This window comes from Paenibacillus pectinilyticus, assembly GCF_001700435.1.
Classification (GTDB): domain Bacteria; phylum Bacillota; class Bacilli; order Paenibacillales; family NBRC-103111; genus Paenibacillus_E; species Paenibacillus_E pectinilyticus.
This window is the reverse complement of record NZ_LYPC01000027.1, coordinates 1,209,129-1,226,997: the sequence shown is the minus strand read 5'-3', so window position 1 is coordinate 1,226,997 and position 17,869 is coordinate 1,209,129. Positions and strand designations below refer to the sequence as shown.

The following is a 17,869-nucleotide window of genomic DNA, read 5'->3' as shown; positions in this document are numbered from 1 at the left end:
TATTAGTCTTTGATACCAGTCATTTTAATACCTTCCACCAAATACCGTTGGAAGAAAATAAATAGCACAATCACTGGAAGTGATGCCACCACGGATGCGGCAAGAATTAAATTCCATTCTACAGCATGCTCACCTTTGAAATTGGCGATAGCCACCTGGATCACCCAAAACTTCCTGCCGGGAGTTACAATAAGGGGCCATAAATAATTGTTCCAGTTCCCTATAAAATACATGGCTGCCAGAGTCGATAAGATGGGTTTGGATAATGGCAGGGCAATCGATCTATAAATTCTAAACAGCGAAGCTCCGTCGACCTTTGCTGCTTCCTCAAGCTCAGTTGGAATGCCCAGTAAAAATTGGTTAAGCAAGAAGATACCAAACGCACTGGGAATCGATGGCAATATGACCCCAAGCAAGTTATTTGTTAATCCCAAGGAACGCACCGTTATAAACAGCGGAATCATAATGACGGAGAATGGGATCATCATCGTACTTAATATGAGTAAAAAAATAAATTTCCTCCCTGGAAACCGAAGTCTGGCAAGCGCAAAGGCAGACATGGAATGGATAAGTAAGGAAATGACGGTGACGGAAACCGAGATGATGGAAGAGTTCAGTACAAACACTTGAAACTTCTGTTTCGTGAATATATCCAAATAATTACTAAATGTAATCGTATCCGGAATCAACCTTAAATCGAATATTTGTGTAACGGGTTTCAATGACGAAATAATCATAATATATATCGGGAAAATAAACATAACTGCAAGCAGCGCACCCACACAAATCCATATATATTGACTTAGCTTATTGTTTCTCATCCGAACTTCACCATCCCAAATCATCTATCTATGAATCCTTATCAGCCGTTATTTTTAGCTGCACAAGCGTTAACCCCATAATAATGACAAATAACGCAAACGCCGCTGATGTGGCAAAGCCAAGCTGGTTAATTTGGAACGCATGCTGGTAAATGTAATATACCGTTACCATTGTAGAGTTGGCAGGTCCCCCACCGGTCATGACCTTAATTTGGTCGAACACTTGGAAAGAACCAATCATTGTAGATAAGATAATAAAGACATTCGTGTTTTTTAGTAATGGAAACGTGATCGAGAAAAATTTCCGGACGGAGCTCGCTCCATCTATTTCTGCCGCTTCATAATAACTGATTGGAATATCATTCAAGGACGCCAGGAAGATGATCATATTAAAACCAACTACCTGCCAGATCCCGACAACAGCAACCGAATAAATGGCTTGTGTAATGGAAACTAAAAACTTTTGATTCCCAATCCCAATTGCATGCAATATCCCATTTATGTACCCGTGCATAGGATCATACATAAACGACCAGACTAACGAACCAATAACGAGCGAAATCGCATAGGGAAGAAAGAAGGAGGTTCGAAATACTTTTTGTGTAAAACCGTGCAACGATTTTACCAGCACAGCAAGCAACAAAGCTATAATAAAAATTGCCGGAACGAAAAAGAGTGCATATTTAGCCGTAATCCATAGGGATTGCCAAAACTCGCTGTCCTTTACTAAATGAACATAATTATCAAAACCGTTAAACGTCATCTTGCTTAGTCCGTTCCACTCGTGCAAACTCACGTAGAAGGCATAGATCATAGGCCAAAAAATAAAAATGGCCATAATGACAAGATTTGGCAACAGCATGGTGTAAGCCGTTACGATCTCATTTTTACTTTGTTTACTTAACATGTTTTCCATTTCCCATCACCCGACCTTCTGTAAATTAGTAAGGCTTTTAATCTTTGCGATTAAAAGCCTTACTTTAATTACATACGATTACATAGTACCTTTAAAGTCTTTCAAGAAAGCTTCCAATTTCGTGTTTGCTTCTTTTACAATGTCCTCGACACTCATATCTGTCTTGTACATTGCTTTCTGAATCATATCAATCAAAATCTTGGATACCTCAGGTGTGATACGCATTTCTGCTTTTTCAGTACCTAAGATATTGTCAGTAAAGTCTTTTCTCAGCCCTTTATCAAAGACTGGTTTTGCTTGTGCCAAGACAGATTGTCTAACAGGGAAAGCGAATTTAACCTGAGAATCCCAAGCAACAGAACGAGCTGGATCACTGCTAGCAAATAACCAAGCAGCAAATTTCGCCGCATCCTCCGCATTTTTACTTTGAGCGCTTGCCACGACCTTCCAGCCTCCAGCTACCGTTGCCTTTTTACCACCGGCTGGAATAGGAATCGGAACGACGCCAATTTTCTTATCCGCATATTTGGATTCAAGGTTGCCCATAACCCAACTGCCGTCAACCTGCATAGCTGTTTCACCTTCAGCTATGATACCGATATCATCAGCACCTCTGCTCGGCTTCTGATTCACTAAACCGGATTGCATCAAATCTCTCCAGAACTTCAACGCTTTAATAACGCCTTCTGAATCAAGCGCGGAGTGTTTGCGATCCGCCGTGAAGACATCTGCTCCGGTCGTCCAAAGGAAAGGCGAGAACATAAACACTTCAAAGTCAGACGCTTTTACTTCAAACGTAATCCCGGCCTTTTTGTCGGTCTTTAATTTGGTGGCCGCAGCTTTGAGTTCATCCCAAGTTGTCGGAGGTTTTAGACCGTTTTTATCAAACAAATCTTTGTCGTAATACAGGCCAATCAAATCCGACTCGTAAGGAATTCCATAAATTTTGCTATCAACTGTGGTCACATCGAAGGCAGTTGGCGAGAAATCTTTTTTCGCTTCAGGAGATATGTAAGGCGTTAAGTCTTTCAGTATACCTGCATTATAGTACTTCATCATATTAGGCGGAGCTACTAGGAAATTGTCCGGGCCTTCTCCAGCAGCGAACGCAGAAATCAGTTTGGAACCAATGTAATCATCAAATGGTACGGACTCCACGGTAATTTTTACGCTCTTATCCACCGTATCCGTATATTGTTGTCCCATTTGTTGGAACCACTTTTGTTCCGGATCTGTGTCCTTATAATGCGTCCAAAATTTCAGTTCCTTTTGCTTGACGGGAGTAGCGGTTTTACCATTTTTGGTGTCAGTCGCACCTGGTGAAGCTGTTGCAGTGCCTTTAGTTGTACCTCCGGTTGAGTTCGAACAAGCGGACAGTGCTACAAGACTTGTAGCAAGTGTCAATACCGTCATAATCTGCATTTTTCTTCTCATTGCTGGTCGCCCCTTACCTTTAAGTTTTTTTTAGCGCTTTCAAAACCTTGATTCTTGTTGCTTCTTGGTTACAGTCTTATTGTATCGCCCAATGAGCTCCCGAACCATGAACGAATCTCGGTAGTTTGATGCTGTATTTCATGCGGTTAACAACTTCTCAGGCTTTTGATCTTGAATATGATGCCATTTTTTATCGTTTACGTTCCAAATATTCCGACAACGTTTTTCCCGTAACTTTCTTAAATACTTTCGTAAAATAATTCGCATTCGGATATCCCACTTGCGCTGCAATCTCCTCCGTTCCTAAATCCTTCTGCTTATACAATTCTATGGCTTTCCTAATTCGAATTTGTGCTAAGTAATCTGAGAAGTGCTGACCCGTTTCCTGATAAAATTTTTGGCTAAAATAGCTGCCGCTAAAATGAACTTTCTCTGCCATGTCATCGAGTCTGAGTGATTCGCCATAATGAATATTCATGTAATTAATTGTTTCCTCAACCCAAGGACTTCTGTCTTGTAGCTTATGTATGGCTGACAAGCACGCCATCATTAGCTTCTGTGTTACTGCAACAACGTCTTGCCAGCTTAATCGGAAATCCAATACTTCCATTTCAACCGTAAACGAGCTTAGCTGTTCTTCAGCCTTGTGATAATACTCGGGATATCTGAATTGCAGCTGCTCCACAATCGCATAATAAAAAATCCGGCATAGACGTATGGCGTCTTGAGGTAGGATTTGCATGATCTGTGAAGTTAAATGCTTGCCCATCCATTGGCACAGACCTTCTACATCAAGGTTAATGACAAAGGGCTGAACCGCTTTCCGGTAAAGCATCCACTCCTCTTCCGTTAGTTCTCGTAACTCATATGCCTTATCTTCCACATAGACGCCAGGCCCGTGATAAAAACCTTGCAATAGCATGAGTTCTGCTTCTTTTCTTAACTTAGATAAAGAAGTCGTAAGTAAAGAAATTTGACTTCCTCCGATTATAATCTCAATATTAAGATTGTGACGCACGGATTCTTTTAGTTCCGAAGTTAATTGACGATACTGTTGATCTCGCATGTCTTGACCCTCGGTAATGAAAACACCATGAAGCTCTAACCCATCTATGCCGATAAACTGTAAACCATTAAGACGTCCCATAATATCCGTTATTAGTACAGACAGCGCTTTCAACTCGGACTCCAAATAGGGCCTTTCCCTCTGCACAGGCATCATGACGATCCATGCCAGCCTGTCCCCGCTGCTTTTCCACTTTTCCGATAGGAGTAGATACCGTCCCAAATAGACCAAATCCTTGTTAACTTGGATGCCACTAATTTGCCGAGTACTTGCTAATAACTCTTGTTTCTCATTCATCTCGGATAGATGCTCTGATTCAAATCCTGAATTCCTTGGCTGCTTGGTATATGGAAGATTATCCAAAATGTTGAGCAGTTCATCCGGATCCATTCTGAGCTTTTGTATGTAATCCTGGACCCCCAGCTGAATAGACTTACGCAAGTATTCAAACTCCTCGTAGCTGCTCAGAATAAGGATATTCATTTCTATGTTGCTGCTTCGTATTTCACTGATCAGCTCTAATCCATCCATCTCCGGCATGCGGATATCGGTTAAAAGGATATCTGGTGCCTGAATCCTTATAGCTTCTAGAGCCTCCTGGCCATTCTTATAGGCACCCAACAACTGGTAACCCTTCGCGTTCCAATCAATTATGGATTGCAACCCTACACGAACTAGTGCCTCATCATCAACGATCATTACCGTTCTCATAGCTAAAATCACGCTCCTCTATTGTCGAAATTAAAGGTAGGTATAAATTCACAGATGTCCCCTTTTTATATTCGCTGCTGATTTTGATTCCAAATCTTTCTCCAAAGTGTAAGCGCACTCTCTCATGGATGTTGGTTAATCCAATGTGCTTGGATTCTCTCATCCCGCTTTTTTGCTTTAAGTTACTTTGGAGATTCTCTAATGTATCCTCATCCATTCCGATGCCGTTATCCATGACCTGAATGAGAAGAACGTCCGAGTCCCTCCTTACTTTTAAATGGATGATGCCTGTCCAATTAATTGAGGATAAGCCGTGCAAAAGCGCGTTCTCTATAAGCGGCTGTATAAGAAACTTTAATGTATATACGGATTCCAGCCCTTCCTCAATCTCTGTTGCAAATATAAAATCCTGATATCGAACCTTTTGAATTTTGGCATAGTCCTTCAACACATCGATTTCCTCTCCGATCGTGACCAATTCATCCGTGTTTCTAATGGAATACGATAGCAGCTTTGTTAGTGAATCCACCATTTCTTTGATATTATCTTGTTTCTGAATTAATGCCATCCATCGAATGGAATTCAATGTGTTGTATAGAAAGTGCGGGGAGATTTGATTTTGTAAGAGCTTGATTTCGGCTTCTCTTTTTTTTGCTTGGTTCTTTACTACTTCCCCGATGAGATTATATATTTCATACATTAAAGAAATGTAGGTATCGTTAAGCTCTATGATTTCCCTTGCCCCTCTAAATTTTATTAAAGAGGAAGGATTTCTGCCTTTAATCCCCAGTCTCATGTTTTGCATAAGTTTTTTAATCGGCAATATAACATCGATAACAATGAAATAAGTCGCCAATAGTGCCATGGCTATACAGATTAAGGTTATTAACACAGCCAGTTGGGTCATCTTGCTAATGGTTGTGTATAATTCATCCAAAGGAAGCGATGCAGCTAGCGACCATTCATTATGTATAAGAGCATTTTCTATGATTATAGGTTTTCTACCTTGACCAAATTCAGGCTTATTGTTACTTACAATGATTTGCTTATGGCTGTCATTTTCCGAAATAATTTGAATGGCTGCTTCTTTACTTAGTTTACTCTCATTAAAAATATCCTGGAGCAACTTCGCATCAATGACCATGTACATTTTCCCAATTTCTTTAAGGTCAAAATTACGGATACTGCGTGCTAAGCGGAATGCGGTGAAGGTCTTTGATATGCTTTGAAATTGTAAAGGGGGGAACCATTCAACACTCCCACCATTATTTGAAATCGTACTCAGAAATTCCGGCTGCTGATCCTTGTAATCTGCTTCCTCTCCATATACATAATGACCAATAGGCGTTAAAAAAACGATGGCTCGAATATATTTACGATCAGAAGTTGTAACTAAAATATCAAGCCGATTGTTGAGTTGATTTTTGTGATTCATGATTTCGTACTGCGTCTTAGGAGCCTGGGTTAATAGCTGTTGTAATTCGGGGTCATCAAATATTTGACGGCTGACTGTTTCATAGTGGGACAATTGCGAATCAATTTTTTCAGACATGTATTGAATAACAGATTGCGAGTAGGTTGTAGCGGTATTGCGATTTGATGTATTGTAGGCAGAAGTAAAAAAATAAAATCCTAACATGGTAGGGAATACGATAAGGGGAATGTACAAAAATATCAACTTGGTCTGAAGCCGCCATCTACGCCATGATAAAAGTTTTAGTCTTTTCATTTAGTTTGCTCCTTCATCGTTGAACATTGTCAATGCCGTACTGCAATATTACTCTACTAGGTAATATTTAGTCTATGAGAGGATACAATTAACGACGCTGCAGTCAAATATATCAAAGTAACTGAGCACACCATTTGTTTACTCACGTATTTAGATAAAAGTATTATAATTTGCACTAATATAAACTGATTATTCCTTTCCCTGAAAAGACAACGAGCCACCTTATGAGGCGGCTCGTTTGAAAATATCTTATTCAATAGGAGAAGCTTGATTTTATGGAGTAAAAGTCATAAGTGCAACTCGTCCTGCTTTTTCAAATGTCAGACTGTTTGCCTTTTAAGATACTTCATAAAGTCACTCCGTCCTTGAAAATAGCAATTTCCTTAAACCCATTTTTCTCATTATGCGTTCGCATCTCGCCAGAAGCGATTGCGATCATCGATTCCCACATTTCATCTACAAGTTGCTCCATGCTATGGCCTTCTAGAAGCCGGCCGGAATTAAAGTCGATCCAATTTCTTTTACGCTGAGCGAGCTCCGAGTTTGTTGAAATTTTAACGGTGGGCACAGGGCCTCCGAACGGCGTTCCTCTCCCCGTCGTGAAAAGTACGATGTGTGCACCTGCAGCAGTAAGAGCTGTAACAGAAACCAGATCATTCCCCGGTGCTTCAAGCAAATTCAACCCTGTCTTGACGACTCTTTCACCATATGGAACCACATCCGTGACAAGAGAATGGCCTCCCTTTTGGGTGCAGCCCAGCGACTTTTCCTCCAACGTGCTAATACCGCCGGATTTATTACCAGGCGATGGATTCTCATAGATGACTTGGTTGTGCCGTATGTAATATTGTTTAAAATCGTTGATTAAAGCGACAATCCTGCCGAATACATCTTCATCCGAGGCCCGTTTCATCAGTATCGTCTCCGCGCCAAACATTTCGGGCACTTCCGTGAGAATGGCGGTTCCTCCTGCCTCAATGAGTCGGTCTGAGACCCCTCCGACAAGCGGATTCGCCGTTATTCCGGAATAACCATCAGATCCCCCACATTTCAGACCAATCTTGATTTTCGATACGGGGAGCGGCTTTCTGGTGAATGTAGAGGCAAAGTTAACCAGCTCTCCGATCAGTTTTAAGCCTTCCTCTATTTCATCCTCCGCATCCTGCGACCTTAGAAATTTAACCCGTTTAGGGTCATAGACTCCGATTGCATCCTTGAACAAATCGATCTGATTGTTCTCGCACCCCAGCCCGACGACTAGCACACCAGCGGCATTCGGATGGCCAACGAGAGAGGCCAGCAGCTTTTGCGTAAATTTGAGGTCGTCACCGAGCTGCGAGCATCCAAACGGATGGGCGAAGTGATAAATCCCATCTATCCCGTGGTCCCCGAACCGTACGTTACCTTTTTGGGCCAAACGTTCACATGTCTTGTTAATGCAGCCGACGGTATTTATGATCCAAATTTCATTGCGTATACCGACATCTCCATTTGGTCGCTCATACCCCATAAACGTACGGATCGCATCTGCCGGATTGAGAGATGATTTTAAATCTTCCGTAGGCTCATAGCTGTAATTCATGATACCGTCCAATCCGGTTCTTAAATTATGCGTATGCACCCATGTACCCGGCGCGATATCGATAGAGGCTTTGCCAATAGAATAACCGAATTTTAGCACGTCCTGGCCTGCAGGGAAATAGTCTGTTGCAACTTTGTGACCTTGCGAGACATCCTCCTTGAGAATCAATGAAGAGCCATCCTCCAATGTCAATTTCTGTCCCACCGATAACGGAGCAAGCGCTATAATAACCTGATCGTTTGGCGATAATCGTACCCAAAATTTCACCCTTCATCTCCACCTTCCACTTTTATCCACCAATTCCATATCGAATCTGCAAAGCCGTTCCATTCTTCAAGGTTTATGCCCCATACCGTTTTTAGTGCCAATAGCTCTTTTATAGTAATTTGTAAATCCTCACGATTTCTTTTTGCATTCGTCCAGATTTCTGCGATCCGCATCAATGATTCCGTGTCGTCTCGAACGACGTATGTTCCTCCTTGAAAGTCTCGCCCTTCAAACTGACCATTCACCTGAGCGATATCATAATATCGTAGCAAGCCGGCCATCCCAGCGACGAGTTCTTCCGGAATCTGAAGTCCAAGATCAGCATAATGGCTGAGTGATGGAAGCAACCTGACTTTAAACTTAGATAAACTGTTCATGCCGATATCCGTAAGTCTGTGATGGATGAACGGATTGCTAAATCTTTCGAACACAGTGTCTGCATATGCATTCATTTCCTCTACTGAGTAGGGAAGGGTAGGTATGATTTCGAAGCGAACCATCGTCTTGACTGCCTGTCCTAAAACCTGATGCTCCATCATTTCCCGAACATGCTCAATACCATGAAGAATGCCGATTGGCGCCATCCACGTATGAGCAGCATTGAGGATACGCACTTTTCGTTGCTGATACGGTCGCAAATCGTTTGTCCAGTGCACGTTTAATCCGGCTTTTTGTAGCGGGAGCTGTTCATCTAATGACTCTTCCCCTTGGATGGCCCACAGATGATAGGGTTCCGCCGTCGTCAGCAGCCGATCCGTATACGACCATTCTGAAAACCATGCTTGTGCTTGCTCTTCCTCAGGGTAACCGGTTACAATCCGATCAACCAGCGTGTTCAAGAATCGGTTGTCCCGCGTCAGCCATGCCCGAAAATCTTCTGGAAATCCCCAATCCAAGCTGTATTGAATAACAATATCGCGAAGCGTTTGCCCATTATTTTCTAACAACTCGCATGGGAGGAAGATTAATCCTTTATCTGCAGCACCGCCAAACGAAAGATACCTACGATACAACAAGTAAGCCATTTTTCCCGGAAAGGATGCAATTGGGCTGTCTGTCAGCTGTTCCTGCTTGTATGTAATTCCAGCTTCCGTCGTATTGGAGATGACAAATCTTAAGCAGTCGCTTTCCGCCAAGGCGATAAACCGATTCCAATCTTCATAAGGATCGATTACCTGAGAAATAATAGATACTACGCTTTGGCGTTCTACTGGCATACCGTTCTCCAGTCCCCGAATGACAAGCGTATAGATCCCGTCTTGAGCAGCCAGCTCTTCTATTTTAGCCTTGCCGGTAGCTCTAGGCTGAGTTACAGCGACGCTTCCATGAAACATCCCTTGCTCTCGGCTTACATGAAGCATCCAGTCTGCAAAACCTCTCAAAAAATTTCCTTCTCCAATTTGAAGAACGGTGACCGGGCTTGCTACGACGTCGTCAAACCCGCGTTTCTGTTCCCCACATAATAAGTTAGCGTTTAATCGCTCTGCCATCATAGCTTGTAAAACTCACCTGCATTTTCTCCGAATATTTTCATTCTTTCTCGCATGATTTTATTTTACTCTAAAAAAAAGAAATTAAAATATCATTTCATTGCTTATTTATATCCGATTTTGATATATTTCAAGAAAGCACAACCAACTTACAGGAGGCCATATGCATGCTGCCGATTCGCAAGCCATTTTTTCTGGATCCAATCTTTCCGTTCGAAATGGTTTATAAAGGTCTTCGATATTCGGAAAGTGAGTTGCCAGACCATTTGCACGACTTATATGAAGTGGTGTACGTTCACAAGGGTAAAGGAATGTTTTTTATCGACGATGCCCTCTATGAAAAAAAACAGGGGGATTTATTCCTCATTCCTGGCAACACTGTTCACCGCGCATTTCCATCCGCCAATGATCCAATTGTTTCAACAGCCATATTTTTCGCACCAACGTTATTGCAAGCAGACTCACTTGGTGATGGATACGAATTATTTAGGTGCTTTGAGATTGCCCGGAAAAAGAAACATTATCAAATCAATCTTTCCAAGCAGGTCCGCCTTGCGATTGAAACTGCCATTAATGCGATGAAACGTGAAATAAATGCAAAAGATTACGGCTACCGTCATGCTCTGCGTCTACACTTGCAACACATGTTGCTTGTTTTAAGCAGACATCCTTTCCATATAGAAACATCGTCCAACCTAAAAGGGATCGGCCCTCAGTGGCTCCGAAATGCTTTACAAGACATTGATTGTGACCCAATTGGTTGCAGCGGACTCTCGGAATTGTCCGGAAAAGCATGTGTAAGCCCCAGCCACTTCGCCCGCGTCTTTAAGCAACTGACTGGCATGCATGTGACTGACTATGTGAATGCTAAACGACTTGCGCGCGCCAAAGATTTACTTCAATCGACCGATGACAACGTTGAAACCATAGCGCTGGCCTGCGGCTTCCAAGGAATGCGCCATTTTTATCAAATTTTTAAAAAGCTAACGGGTTTAACTCCGAGAGCTTACCGTCTTCAAATGAAATAGAAATGCAATAAAAACTGAGGCTACGTGCCCACTATGAACAAACGCTCGGCAACGAAGAAAAACCTGAGGCTTTGCCTCAGGTAGCTTTGTGTAACATTAACCACTTAAAATTCATCTACGGTTATTGTGGATTTTTCTTCCAATACTCGCCGTCATCTCCCCAGTCCGGCGTTTCAGCAACATATTCTTTCGTCTTATCCGATGTGCGATAAAAACCTACCCCCTGTACCCTTCCTACGTCAGCGAACAATTAACGAATGACGGGATATAGTGGCGCGTTTTTCTTTGGAAGATCATTTAGTTGACATTTCTATTAACATTCCTTATGTAAGTGACCTGACCACATGAGGATCTAGTACGAGCTGGCCAGCCTTTAGAACTTCTGAGAGTTGTGATAATTGACTGCTCCACACGATGGGAATCGTGACGAAATCAGGTTGTGATGTGAGCCATGAAAGGGAAAGAGTTGTTATACTATGTCCTGTTTCTTGTGATAATCGTTTTAATTTTTCAAAACGTGCTTGATTTGTATCATTCTCATACGCAGTATGCAAGGAAGAATGTAAGGCTTCGAGTCCAAACTGCTCCCATTTGCTAAAAAAACCCTTTGCCTGTGCTGTGTAAGGAATGACTGTCAATTTCGACTCACAATGGAAGCTGTACATGTCCTCATCCATGCTATAGGAAGTCGAATCCGGAATTCCTTCTGGATTAACTTTTGCAAAACTCCACATGGGTTGGTTCGCAATAAAACCTGTTAAATTGTTTTCCTTCGCATATGTTAGCGCTTCACGCATCCTCTTCGTACTCCAGTTGGAAAATCCGTAATATCGAATTTTATCGCTTAGACGGAGAAACTCCAACGTTTCAAAAATGTCGGATAACGGTCTAGATGGATCATCCCGATGGAGCCAGTAAATAGGGATAGTTCCCAGACCCAAAGCTAGAAGACTACGCTCACAATCTTGTGTAATTTCTTTACGAGACAATCGTGGGGTTTCTATGGCTGACCATGCTGGATGGGCTCCTTTAGTGGCTACAACGATGGTATCTCGATAACCTCGATCCGCCAGCCATTTCCCTATGATTTGCTCACTTACTCCTTCCCCTCCAGGTTCCCAAATTGCATAAGCCCTTGCTGTGTCAATAAAATTACCACCACTGTCCACAAACTGGTCCAAAATTCGAAAAGAATCCTTTTCACTCACAGCCGTTCCGATAAGTGCAGTCCCAAGGCAAAGGGCAGAAACTCTAAGTTCAGTCTTAGGTAGATTTCTGTAATGCATAACAACTATCCCTCACTTCAAATGTTTGTCTAAAAAATTCAAAACCTTTTCAATGTTTTCTGGTGTCTCAAACTGCGAATCGGCATGTCCCGCATTGTCCAATAGCTCTAGAAAGACCATCTCTGAACCTAGGACGGCTTCCAATTTGTTGGCGAACTCCACTGATTGTAATCTTGGAATTATGATATCATCCCAGCCATGCTGAATGAACACTGGAGGACAATTTGGAGTAATGTACGTCTCCGGATTATGCTTTGCAACTTGCTCTGGGATCAAAGTAATTTGCTGCCCCATCAATTCTGACTCATACGAATCGGCTGAGTTATGGTTTTCACCCATTATCCCAATGTCTAAAAACTGTTGGTCCATCGTTAGGAAGTTAATAGGTGCGTACCACACTATTGCAGCTTGAACCCGGTCTGACACACCAATGTGACTACTATTTGGATTTTTAAATTCAGCTGCATCACCAGAAGTAGCGCATAATGCAGACAATGACCCACCTGCTGATCCTCCCCAAGTTGCAATTTTGTCCGGATTTAGTGAAAATGCTGCGGCATTCGTCCGAACAAATCTAATCGCGGCTTTTACATCTTCAACATCGGCCGGGAAAATTGCTTCCCCACTAAGTCGATAGTTAACGGATACCACCGCGTAATCTCGCTCCAAACCATGAAGTGCAGATAAACAGTCAGTTCCTCGACTATCACCAAAGGCAAACGCCCCTCCATGAATAGATACTATGACCGGAAAAGGCCCCTCCCCGTCTGGGAGATAAATATCCAGTGTTTGTCTTGTAGAAACAGTTGCATAAGGAATATCTAAAAACTTCCTTTGAAAGTAGTTTAAGTTTACCTTGCGACCGTCTGACTCTGTTTCGATGTAACGCTTAATTTTACCCATTTCAATGGACTCCCTTGATATTTTATTTCCGTGAAGGTCAAAAAGATAATATGCTTGAGTCCTACATCAATCGCCCTTTAGGGGTCGTGGTTGGGTAATAAACCATGACTTGTCTATTGTGTAATGTGTTCACCTTCACCCGCTTCAACACTCATTGCAGTCAAGCATCCCCCGTACAGTCGTAAGTGATGTTTGGATGCTCGTCCAAAATAAGATTCCCTTTATCATTTGACTTTCAAAAACAGTTCCATGCTCCGGTCATATGACAGTCTCCAATAATATTCGCATTAAGAAAACCGGATATTCATGAATACAAGTGAAGCCAACGATATCATGGATTTAATACAATTACTGTCTTCGGGTGTGGGTTTGTCTAATTCACTTGGAAAAATTCGTTATTTGTTTAGCGGCGGATTTTAACAAGGGTTACAACTTTTCTTTTACTTTTACTTTTACTTTTACTTTTACTTTTATTTTTACTTTTACTTTTATTTTTCATTTCCTTTCCATTTTACATCAAAACCCAGCCCTTCGCGATACTTGCCATACGTTAGAATATCATTTCGATTTTATCAATTACTGCGACATCATAATCTTAATGCGAACACAGGATAAGTTAGAAATGGATCTTCGTTTTCGCTATCAATGTGGACTCCCTCTTGATCGTGGGGCTCCGTCGATTCTCCGTTAAGCCAGGTCTTTGCAAATACTCATGTAGCGTAACATAACCAAGAAGAATCTTCGAAAATTTGGTCCAGCGCGCTGCCCAGAGGGAAAGATTTTAGACGGCGGTCAGTTGCCAGCGATAGCACGGTCTTGCATGCCCTGTTCATTTCACGATACCTTATACTATTCCCCGTCGGGTAAACCGCAATTTCCTAACCTGCTTGTCCAACAAAGCTACCTTGATTAGTATCTACAAACTTTCGATATATGCAAACGAAGCAAAGCTTTCAAAACCACTCCAACATTTTGCGCACCATAAAAATAAACCAGTACAACCCATCTATTATGGTGTCCTGGATTTATTCTTCTAACACTCTACAGCAAACGTCCATCCCGGATCCTTACGACCTGCTTCGCCTGCTGGGCTACCTACCGATCATATGTAATCACAAAAATCGTCCTACCCTGATCATTCAATCTCGTAAAAATGTCCATAATTTCCATACCTTGCTTTGAATCCAGCGCCCCCGTCGGCTCATCCGCCAAGATAATCGTTGGATCTCCAGCCAAAGTTCTCGTTATCGCCACACGTTGCTGCTGCCCGCCGGATAATGTCAAAAGGCATATGCTTCACTCGGTCCATTAAATTCACTTCTTCCAACGCTTTCATTACCAAGGCTCTCGTTCCCTCTTCGTCATCCCCCGATAAATCAGTGTCAACTCCACATTTTCATAGGCACTTAACTTTGGAAGCAAATTGAAGCTCTGAAAGATGAACCGATTTTCTGATTTCGTGTCTTCATCAGCTGGGCGTCCTTCATGCAATGAATCTGCTTCCCTTCAAGGAATACTGACCCTGGACCTGTACGTCCAAACAGCCGATAATGTTTATTAGTGTTGACTTGCCAGATCCCGAAGGTCCCATGATGGCCACGTATTCGCCCTAAACTATGTTCAGTGAAATGTCATCAAGGGCGCGGATTGTCTCCCCGCCCATATAGTAAAACTTACTTAGGTGTTCTATTTGGATTAAGGCTGTGAAAGCGTATAAGACGCCAAATGCAGCTTGCGTCTTGAGTGAAATTCAAACAGCCCCCATCTAGAGATACAGATCAGAAAAAGGTATTCCAAAGAGCCCTCCGTTATATAAGGGAGGGCAGATAGTTCTTGTTATTTCGAGAAAATGTCTTCGATTCCTGAAATACCAATTACGAAATTGCGTCTCATTAGTAGAAGCTATCCCATTGCATAGATTCGATCCATGCATAGCCGCCAATAAGGCTAGCCGCGATCTTCCCGCCAAACTCCACACTGCCTCCGCTTTTCCGCGAACAATGGGGCGTACGTGCGGTTGCTCGATGCTTACGATGCGATCAGCGATCGCATGCTTCTTTTGATCTGCCATCTCGCCTTGCTGACGGTATAGCTCGGAGATGACCAGAATTTTATGGTATTGCCATTTGCTGAGTAATCTGAGTGGCGTATGCAGCTCGAGCTGTAAGCTGTGCCAGCTGCTGTCGCTGCAACCAGCCGACGCGATCATGCTAGATTGAACGTAGATGGAGACCGAACTCTTTTTCAGCCTCCAAACTTGTTAAGCTCGAAAAGAAGGGAATGCCAATTAAGTCTGGCATTCCCTTTCATCTACCTTCGATTTTATTGGGCAACGGCACGCAGGTTATCGAACTGTAGCGTTCCGTTAAAACCGAATATGCCGAACTGACCCGAATGATATGTGGAGTCACTTCCTGTGAACATCAAGACACCATCTAGGTAACAATTGAACGATCCACCAACAGCCTCAACCTTGAGATTATAGACCTTATCCAGACTCACGGTAACGGGGTCGGATTTGATTTCAGAATAAGGCCTTTTCGCCAGTTTCAGTACACCGCCACGATCAACCGAGTCCAAGATCAAATCGTACCCGGTTACTCCGCCTGTTGTATTCATCCGGAAGCTGATTCCCGCAGCTTAAGCCTCCAACCAGTTTGACATTGCCTGAATATACAAAATCGCTTCCTGACACATTTTTCAAATTATACGTATCACTGGCAGGAGCTACGTCCTGTGCAACTGTATCCGCATTGCTCCAATTTCCCCCGATTGGCGTCTGGCTATGTTCAACTTTAATGTTGATTTTTGATTAGAAGATAACCGCCTTCCTGAAAAGGTGGTTATCTAACAGCAATTTATTCTGTATTACCACCAGGTGAAAACAAAAAAATCCTCATCCTGAAAGAAGGGATGAGGATTTTGTGTAGTCTTTCGTTTCCCATTATTTAAGAAACGCCACCAAATAATATGATAAAAATGGCTGAGCTTAAATTTGGTTAATTTCATGAATTTGATAAAGTTTGGGTTTTTGTTCTCCTGGTATGTTCTTAAAAAATGCTTCTGCTTTCTCTTTTGTTTCCCAAACTGCTGTAATAACAGTTGTCCCATTTTCACCCTCAGAAATAATGTTCATTTTCATACCATCAGGTAATTTTCCTCCTGACGTTTTTTCCGCCATTTCCTTAAATTGCTGATAATTAAATGGTACAGTAGCTTGAGCAAAAAAAGCCATGATTATCGCCTCCGATATTTTTCATCCAAACTATTATATATTGATGCCACCACAAAATTCAAATCGCTGACTAAAATGTATTTTCCCAACAGATTTATAATGCTTCTTGTGTTATATGGGAGAATGTTATAGATGCGGTGCTATCCTGCCATTTCAATTAGAGAATGTCGAAAGCTGAAGTTTTTGGTTCGTCTCATTCACAGTAAAAAGGCAAGAAGTGACCAGCATATTCTTTTTATTAGATGCAGTATTCTCATGTTCCTTGTTGTCGATATATCGAAACCAAGCCCAATAATGTTGCAAATACTTGGTGGCAACGCCATTAAAGCGATCAATCCAACGTTTCAAACGACTATGGTAGCACCAACTAAATATCTGAAACAGCATTCATCTTTAAAATAAACAATCAGGGGTTGCGCCAACATTCCCGCGGCAAAACCGATAAAAATGGGTAAAAAATTTAATTCTCACCCATTCTAAAAAAGAAAGTCCATCCACGGTTATGTAGTGGATGGACCTATTGGAGATGGGGTCTGAGTCAGCTGCTCCATTATTCACGATATACCTAATATCATCTGCCTCCATTAAAGGATTTTCCTTATTTATCTTCGCAAGTTTAGGCAGGGCAATCGTATTTTCCTTTTTCTTTCTTGTGCTTGTTTGCTTTTGCTTCAAAATTAGATCTGCTAATTGTTCATACATGGAGCCAATTTCCCCCATGCCGTTACTAGCATTATACACAGTTTTAGAAAGGTGCTCAGCTTTCTCAATATCAACCATCTTACTTGCAAATTGTATGAGATCCGTCAGTATTTCATCCTTTCTATTCAATTGAATAGCACGTTCATGATCTTTTGCGAGTTCACCGTGCACATAAACTCTATGATTGACTTCTTTTAAATAATCGTTAAATTCCGTCCAATCATGTTTTACATCCTCATGCTCAATTAACGCGGCTGTGTCACCTCTTCTTATTCTTTCAAATAATGGTTGCAACAATCTCAAACTGCGATTCGCGACAGCATGAATTAAACCAAGGGTAATAACTTCCGATCCCCCTTGTAGAATGGCTTGGCATTGAACGTGCATGAATAATTTCACAGTAATATCAGGGATACCCATACTATGGTAATACATCGCTTTCTTTAATTCTTCGGTAAGCTCTGTCTTTGTGAGCGTGTACTGCAGATCCCATAGAGCCTTGATAAGTTGTTCCCACTCATCACTATCTTCTAACATCCGATCAGTAATGTTTTCAGTGAAAGAATCGGGAATTCCTCGTCTGGAATTAGCTAAAAATTTGTTGAATAAATAGAGCGACTTAAACGTACCCATAACGATAATTGGAACCCCGATTGTATTCGTAAGTTCTGTAATGATTCTTCACAAGATTCATAGGTA

At 42.0% G+C, this 17,869-nt stretch carries 14 protein-coding genes and 2 pseudogenes; 1 reads left to right on the top strand and 15 read right to left on the bottom strand.

Annotated features, from left to right (window positions below):
• Positions 1 to 2: 2 nt before the first annotated feature.
• The 7 genes from A8709_RS27145 to A8709_RS27115 all read right to left on the bottom strand — a co-directional run bounded on the left by A8709_RS27145 (position 3) and on the right by A8709_RS27115 (position 10,016).
• Entirely contained in the window at positions 3 to 821 is an 819-nt protein-coding gene (locus A8709_RS27145; RefSeq protein ID WP_065857417.1) for a carbohydrate ABC transporter permease, read from the bottom strand.
• Positions 822 to 849: 28 nt separating this feature from the next.
• The gene (locus tag A8709_RS27140; RefSeq protein ID WP_084225482.1) at positions 850 to 1,737 is read right to left on the bottom strand and encodes a carbohydrate ABC transporter permease; all 888 of its coding nucleotides are present in this window, start codon (positions 1,735 to 1,737) and stop codon (positions 850 to 852) included.
• Positions 1,738 to 1,815: 78 nt separating this feature from the next.
• Positions 1,816 to 3,171, bottom strand: coding sequence for an ABC transporter substrate-binding protein (locus tag A8709_RS27135; RefSeq protein ID WP_065857010.1), 1,356 nt, complete (start codon positions 3,169 to 3,171; stop codon positions 1,816 to 1,818).
• Positions 3,172 to 3,361: 190 nt separating this feature from the next.
• Positions 3,362 to 4,948: a response regulator transcription factor gene (locus A8709_RS27130; RefSeq protein WP_065857008.1), complete on the bottom strand. Its 1,587-nt coding sequence runs from the start codon at positions 4,946 to 4,948 to the stop codon at positions 3,362 to 3,364.
• Positions 4,926 to 6,677 carry a sensor histidine kinase gene (locus A8709_RS27125; RefSeq protein ID WP_065857007.1) on the bottom strand — a complete coding sequence of 584 codons (1,752 nt, stop codon included), beginning with the start codon at positions 6,675 to 6,677 and terminating at the stop codon, positions 4,926 to 4,928. The genes A8709_RS27130 and A8709_RS27125 overlap by 23 nt, the downstream gene beginning before the upstream one ends.
• A 346-nt stretch (positions 6,678 to 7,023) precedes the next feature.
• Positions 7,024 to 8,526 (bottom strand): UxaA family hydrolase, encoded by a 1,503-nt coding sequence (locus A8709_RS27120; RefSeq protein ID WP_065857005.1) that lies wholly within the window; start codon positions 8,524 to 8,526, stop codon positions 7,024 to 7,026.
• Positions 8,523 to 10,016, bottom strand: a complete 1,494-nt coding sequence (locus A8709_RS27115; RefSeq protein WP_084225538.1) for a tagaturonate reductase — start codon at positions 10,014 to 10,016, stop codon at positions 8,523 to 8,525. The genes A8709_RS27120 and A8709_RS27115 overlap by 4 nt, the downstream gene beginning before the upstream one ends.
• A 167-nt stretch (positions 10,017 to 10,183) precedes the next feature.
• On the opposite strand from A8709_RS27115, the gene A8709_RS27110 reads away from it, so the two are divergent.
• Positions 10,184 to 11,044: an AraC family transcriptional regulator gene (locus A8709_RS27110; protein WP_065857001.1), complete on the top strand. Its 861-nt coding sequence runs from the start codon at positions 10,184 to 10,186 to the stop codon at positions 11,042 to 11,044.
• 121 nt (positions 11,045 to 11,165) lie between these two features.
• Here A8709_RS27110 and A8709_RS35525 read toward each other — a convergent pair whose 3' ends face one another.
• The 8 genes and pseudogenes from A8709_RS35525 to A8709_RS27075 form a co-directional block, all read right to left on the bottom strand.
• The gene (locus A8709_RS35525; RefSeq protein WP_279615898.1) at positions 11,166 to 11,294 is read right to left on the bottom strand and encodes a hypothetical protein; all 129 of its coding nucleotides are present in this window, start codon (positions 11,292 to 11,294) and stop codon (positions 11,166 to 11,168) included.
• Between the two features lie 73 nt (positions 11,295 to 11,367).
• Positions 11,368 to 12,330, bottom strand: a complete 963-nt coding sequence (locus tag A8709_RS27105) for an aldo/keto reductase (RefSeq protein ID WP_065856999.1) — start codon at positions 12,328 to 12,330, stop codon at positions 11,368 to 11,370.
• A 12-nt stretch (positions 12,331 to 12,342) separates the two neighbouring features.
• Positions 12,343 to 13,233, bottom strand: coding sequence for an alpha/beta hydrolase (locus A8709_RS27100; protein ID WP_065856997.1), 891 nt, complete (start codon positions 13,231 to 13,233; stop codon positions 12,343 to 12,345).
• A gap of 1,098 nt (positions 13,234 to 14,331) precedes the next feature.
• Positions 14,332 to 14,824 (bottom strand): annotated as a pseudogene (locus A8709_RS33845) (ABC transporter ATP-binding protein); the annotation flags it as partial.
• Between the two features lie 307 nt (positions 14,825 to 15,131).
• A pseudogene (locus tag A8709_RS35285) lies at positions 15,132 to 15,376 on the bottom strand (IS5/IS1182 family transposase); the annotation flags it as partial.
• A 179-nt stretch (positions 15,377 to 15,555) separates the two neighbouring features.
• Positions 15,556 to 15,852: a hypothetical protein gene (locus A8709_RS27090; protein WP_065856994.1), complete on the bottom strand. Its 297-nt coding sequence runs from the start codon at positions 15,850 to 15,852 to the stop codon at positions 15,556 to 15,558.
• Between the two features lie 370 nt (positions 15,853 to 16,222).
• The gene (locus A8709_RS27085; RefSeq protein ID WP_065856992.1) at positions 16,223 to 16,468 is read right to left on the bottom strand and encodes a hypothetical protein; all 246 of its coding nucleotides are present in this window, start codon (positions 16,466 to 16,468) and stop codon (positions 16,223 to 16,225) included.
• Between the two features lie 393 nt (positions 16,469 to 16,861).
• Positions 16,862 to 17,803: a hypothetical protein gene (locus A8709_RS27075; protein ID WP_065856988.1), complete on the bottom strand. Its 942-nt coding sequence runs from the start codon at positions 17,801 to 17,803 to the stop codon at positions 16,862 to 16,864.
• Positions 17,804 to 17,869 lie beyond the last annotated feature (66 nt).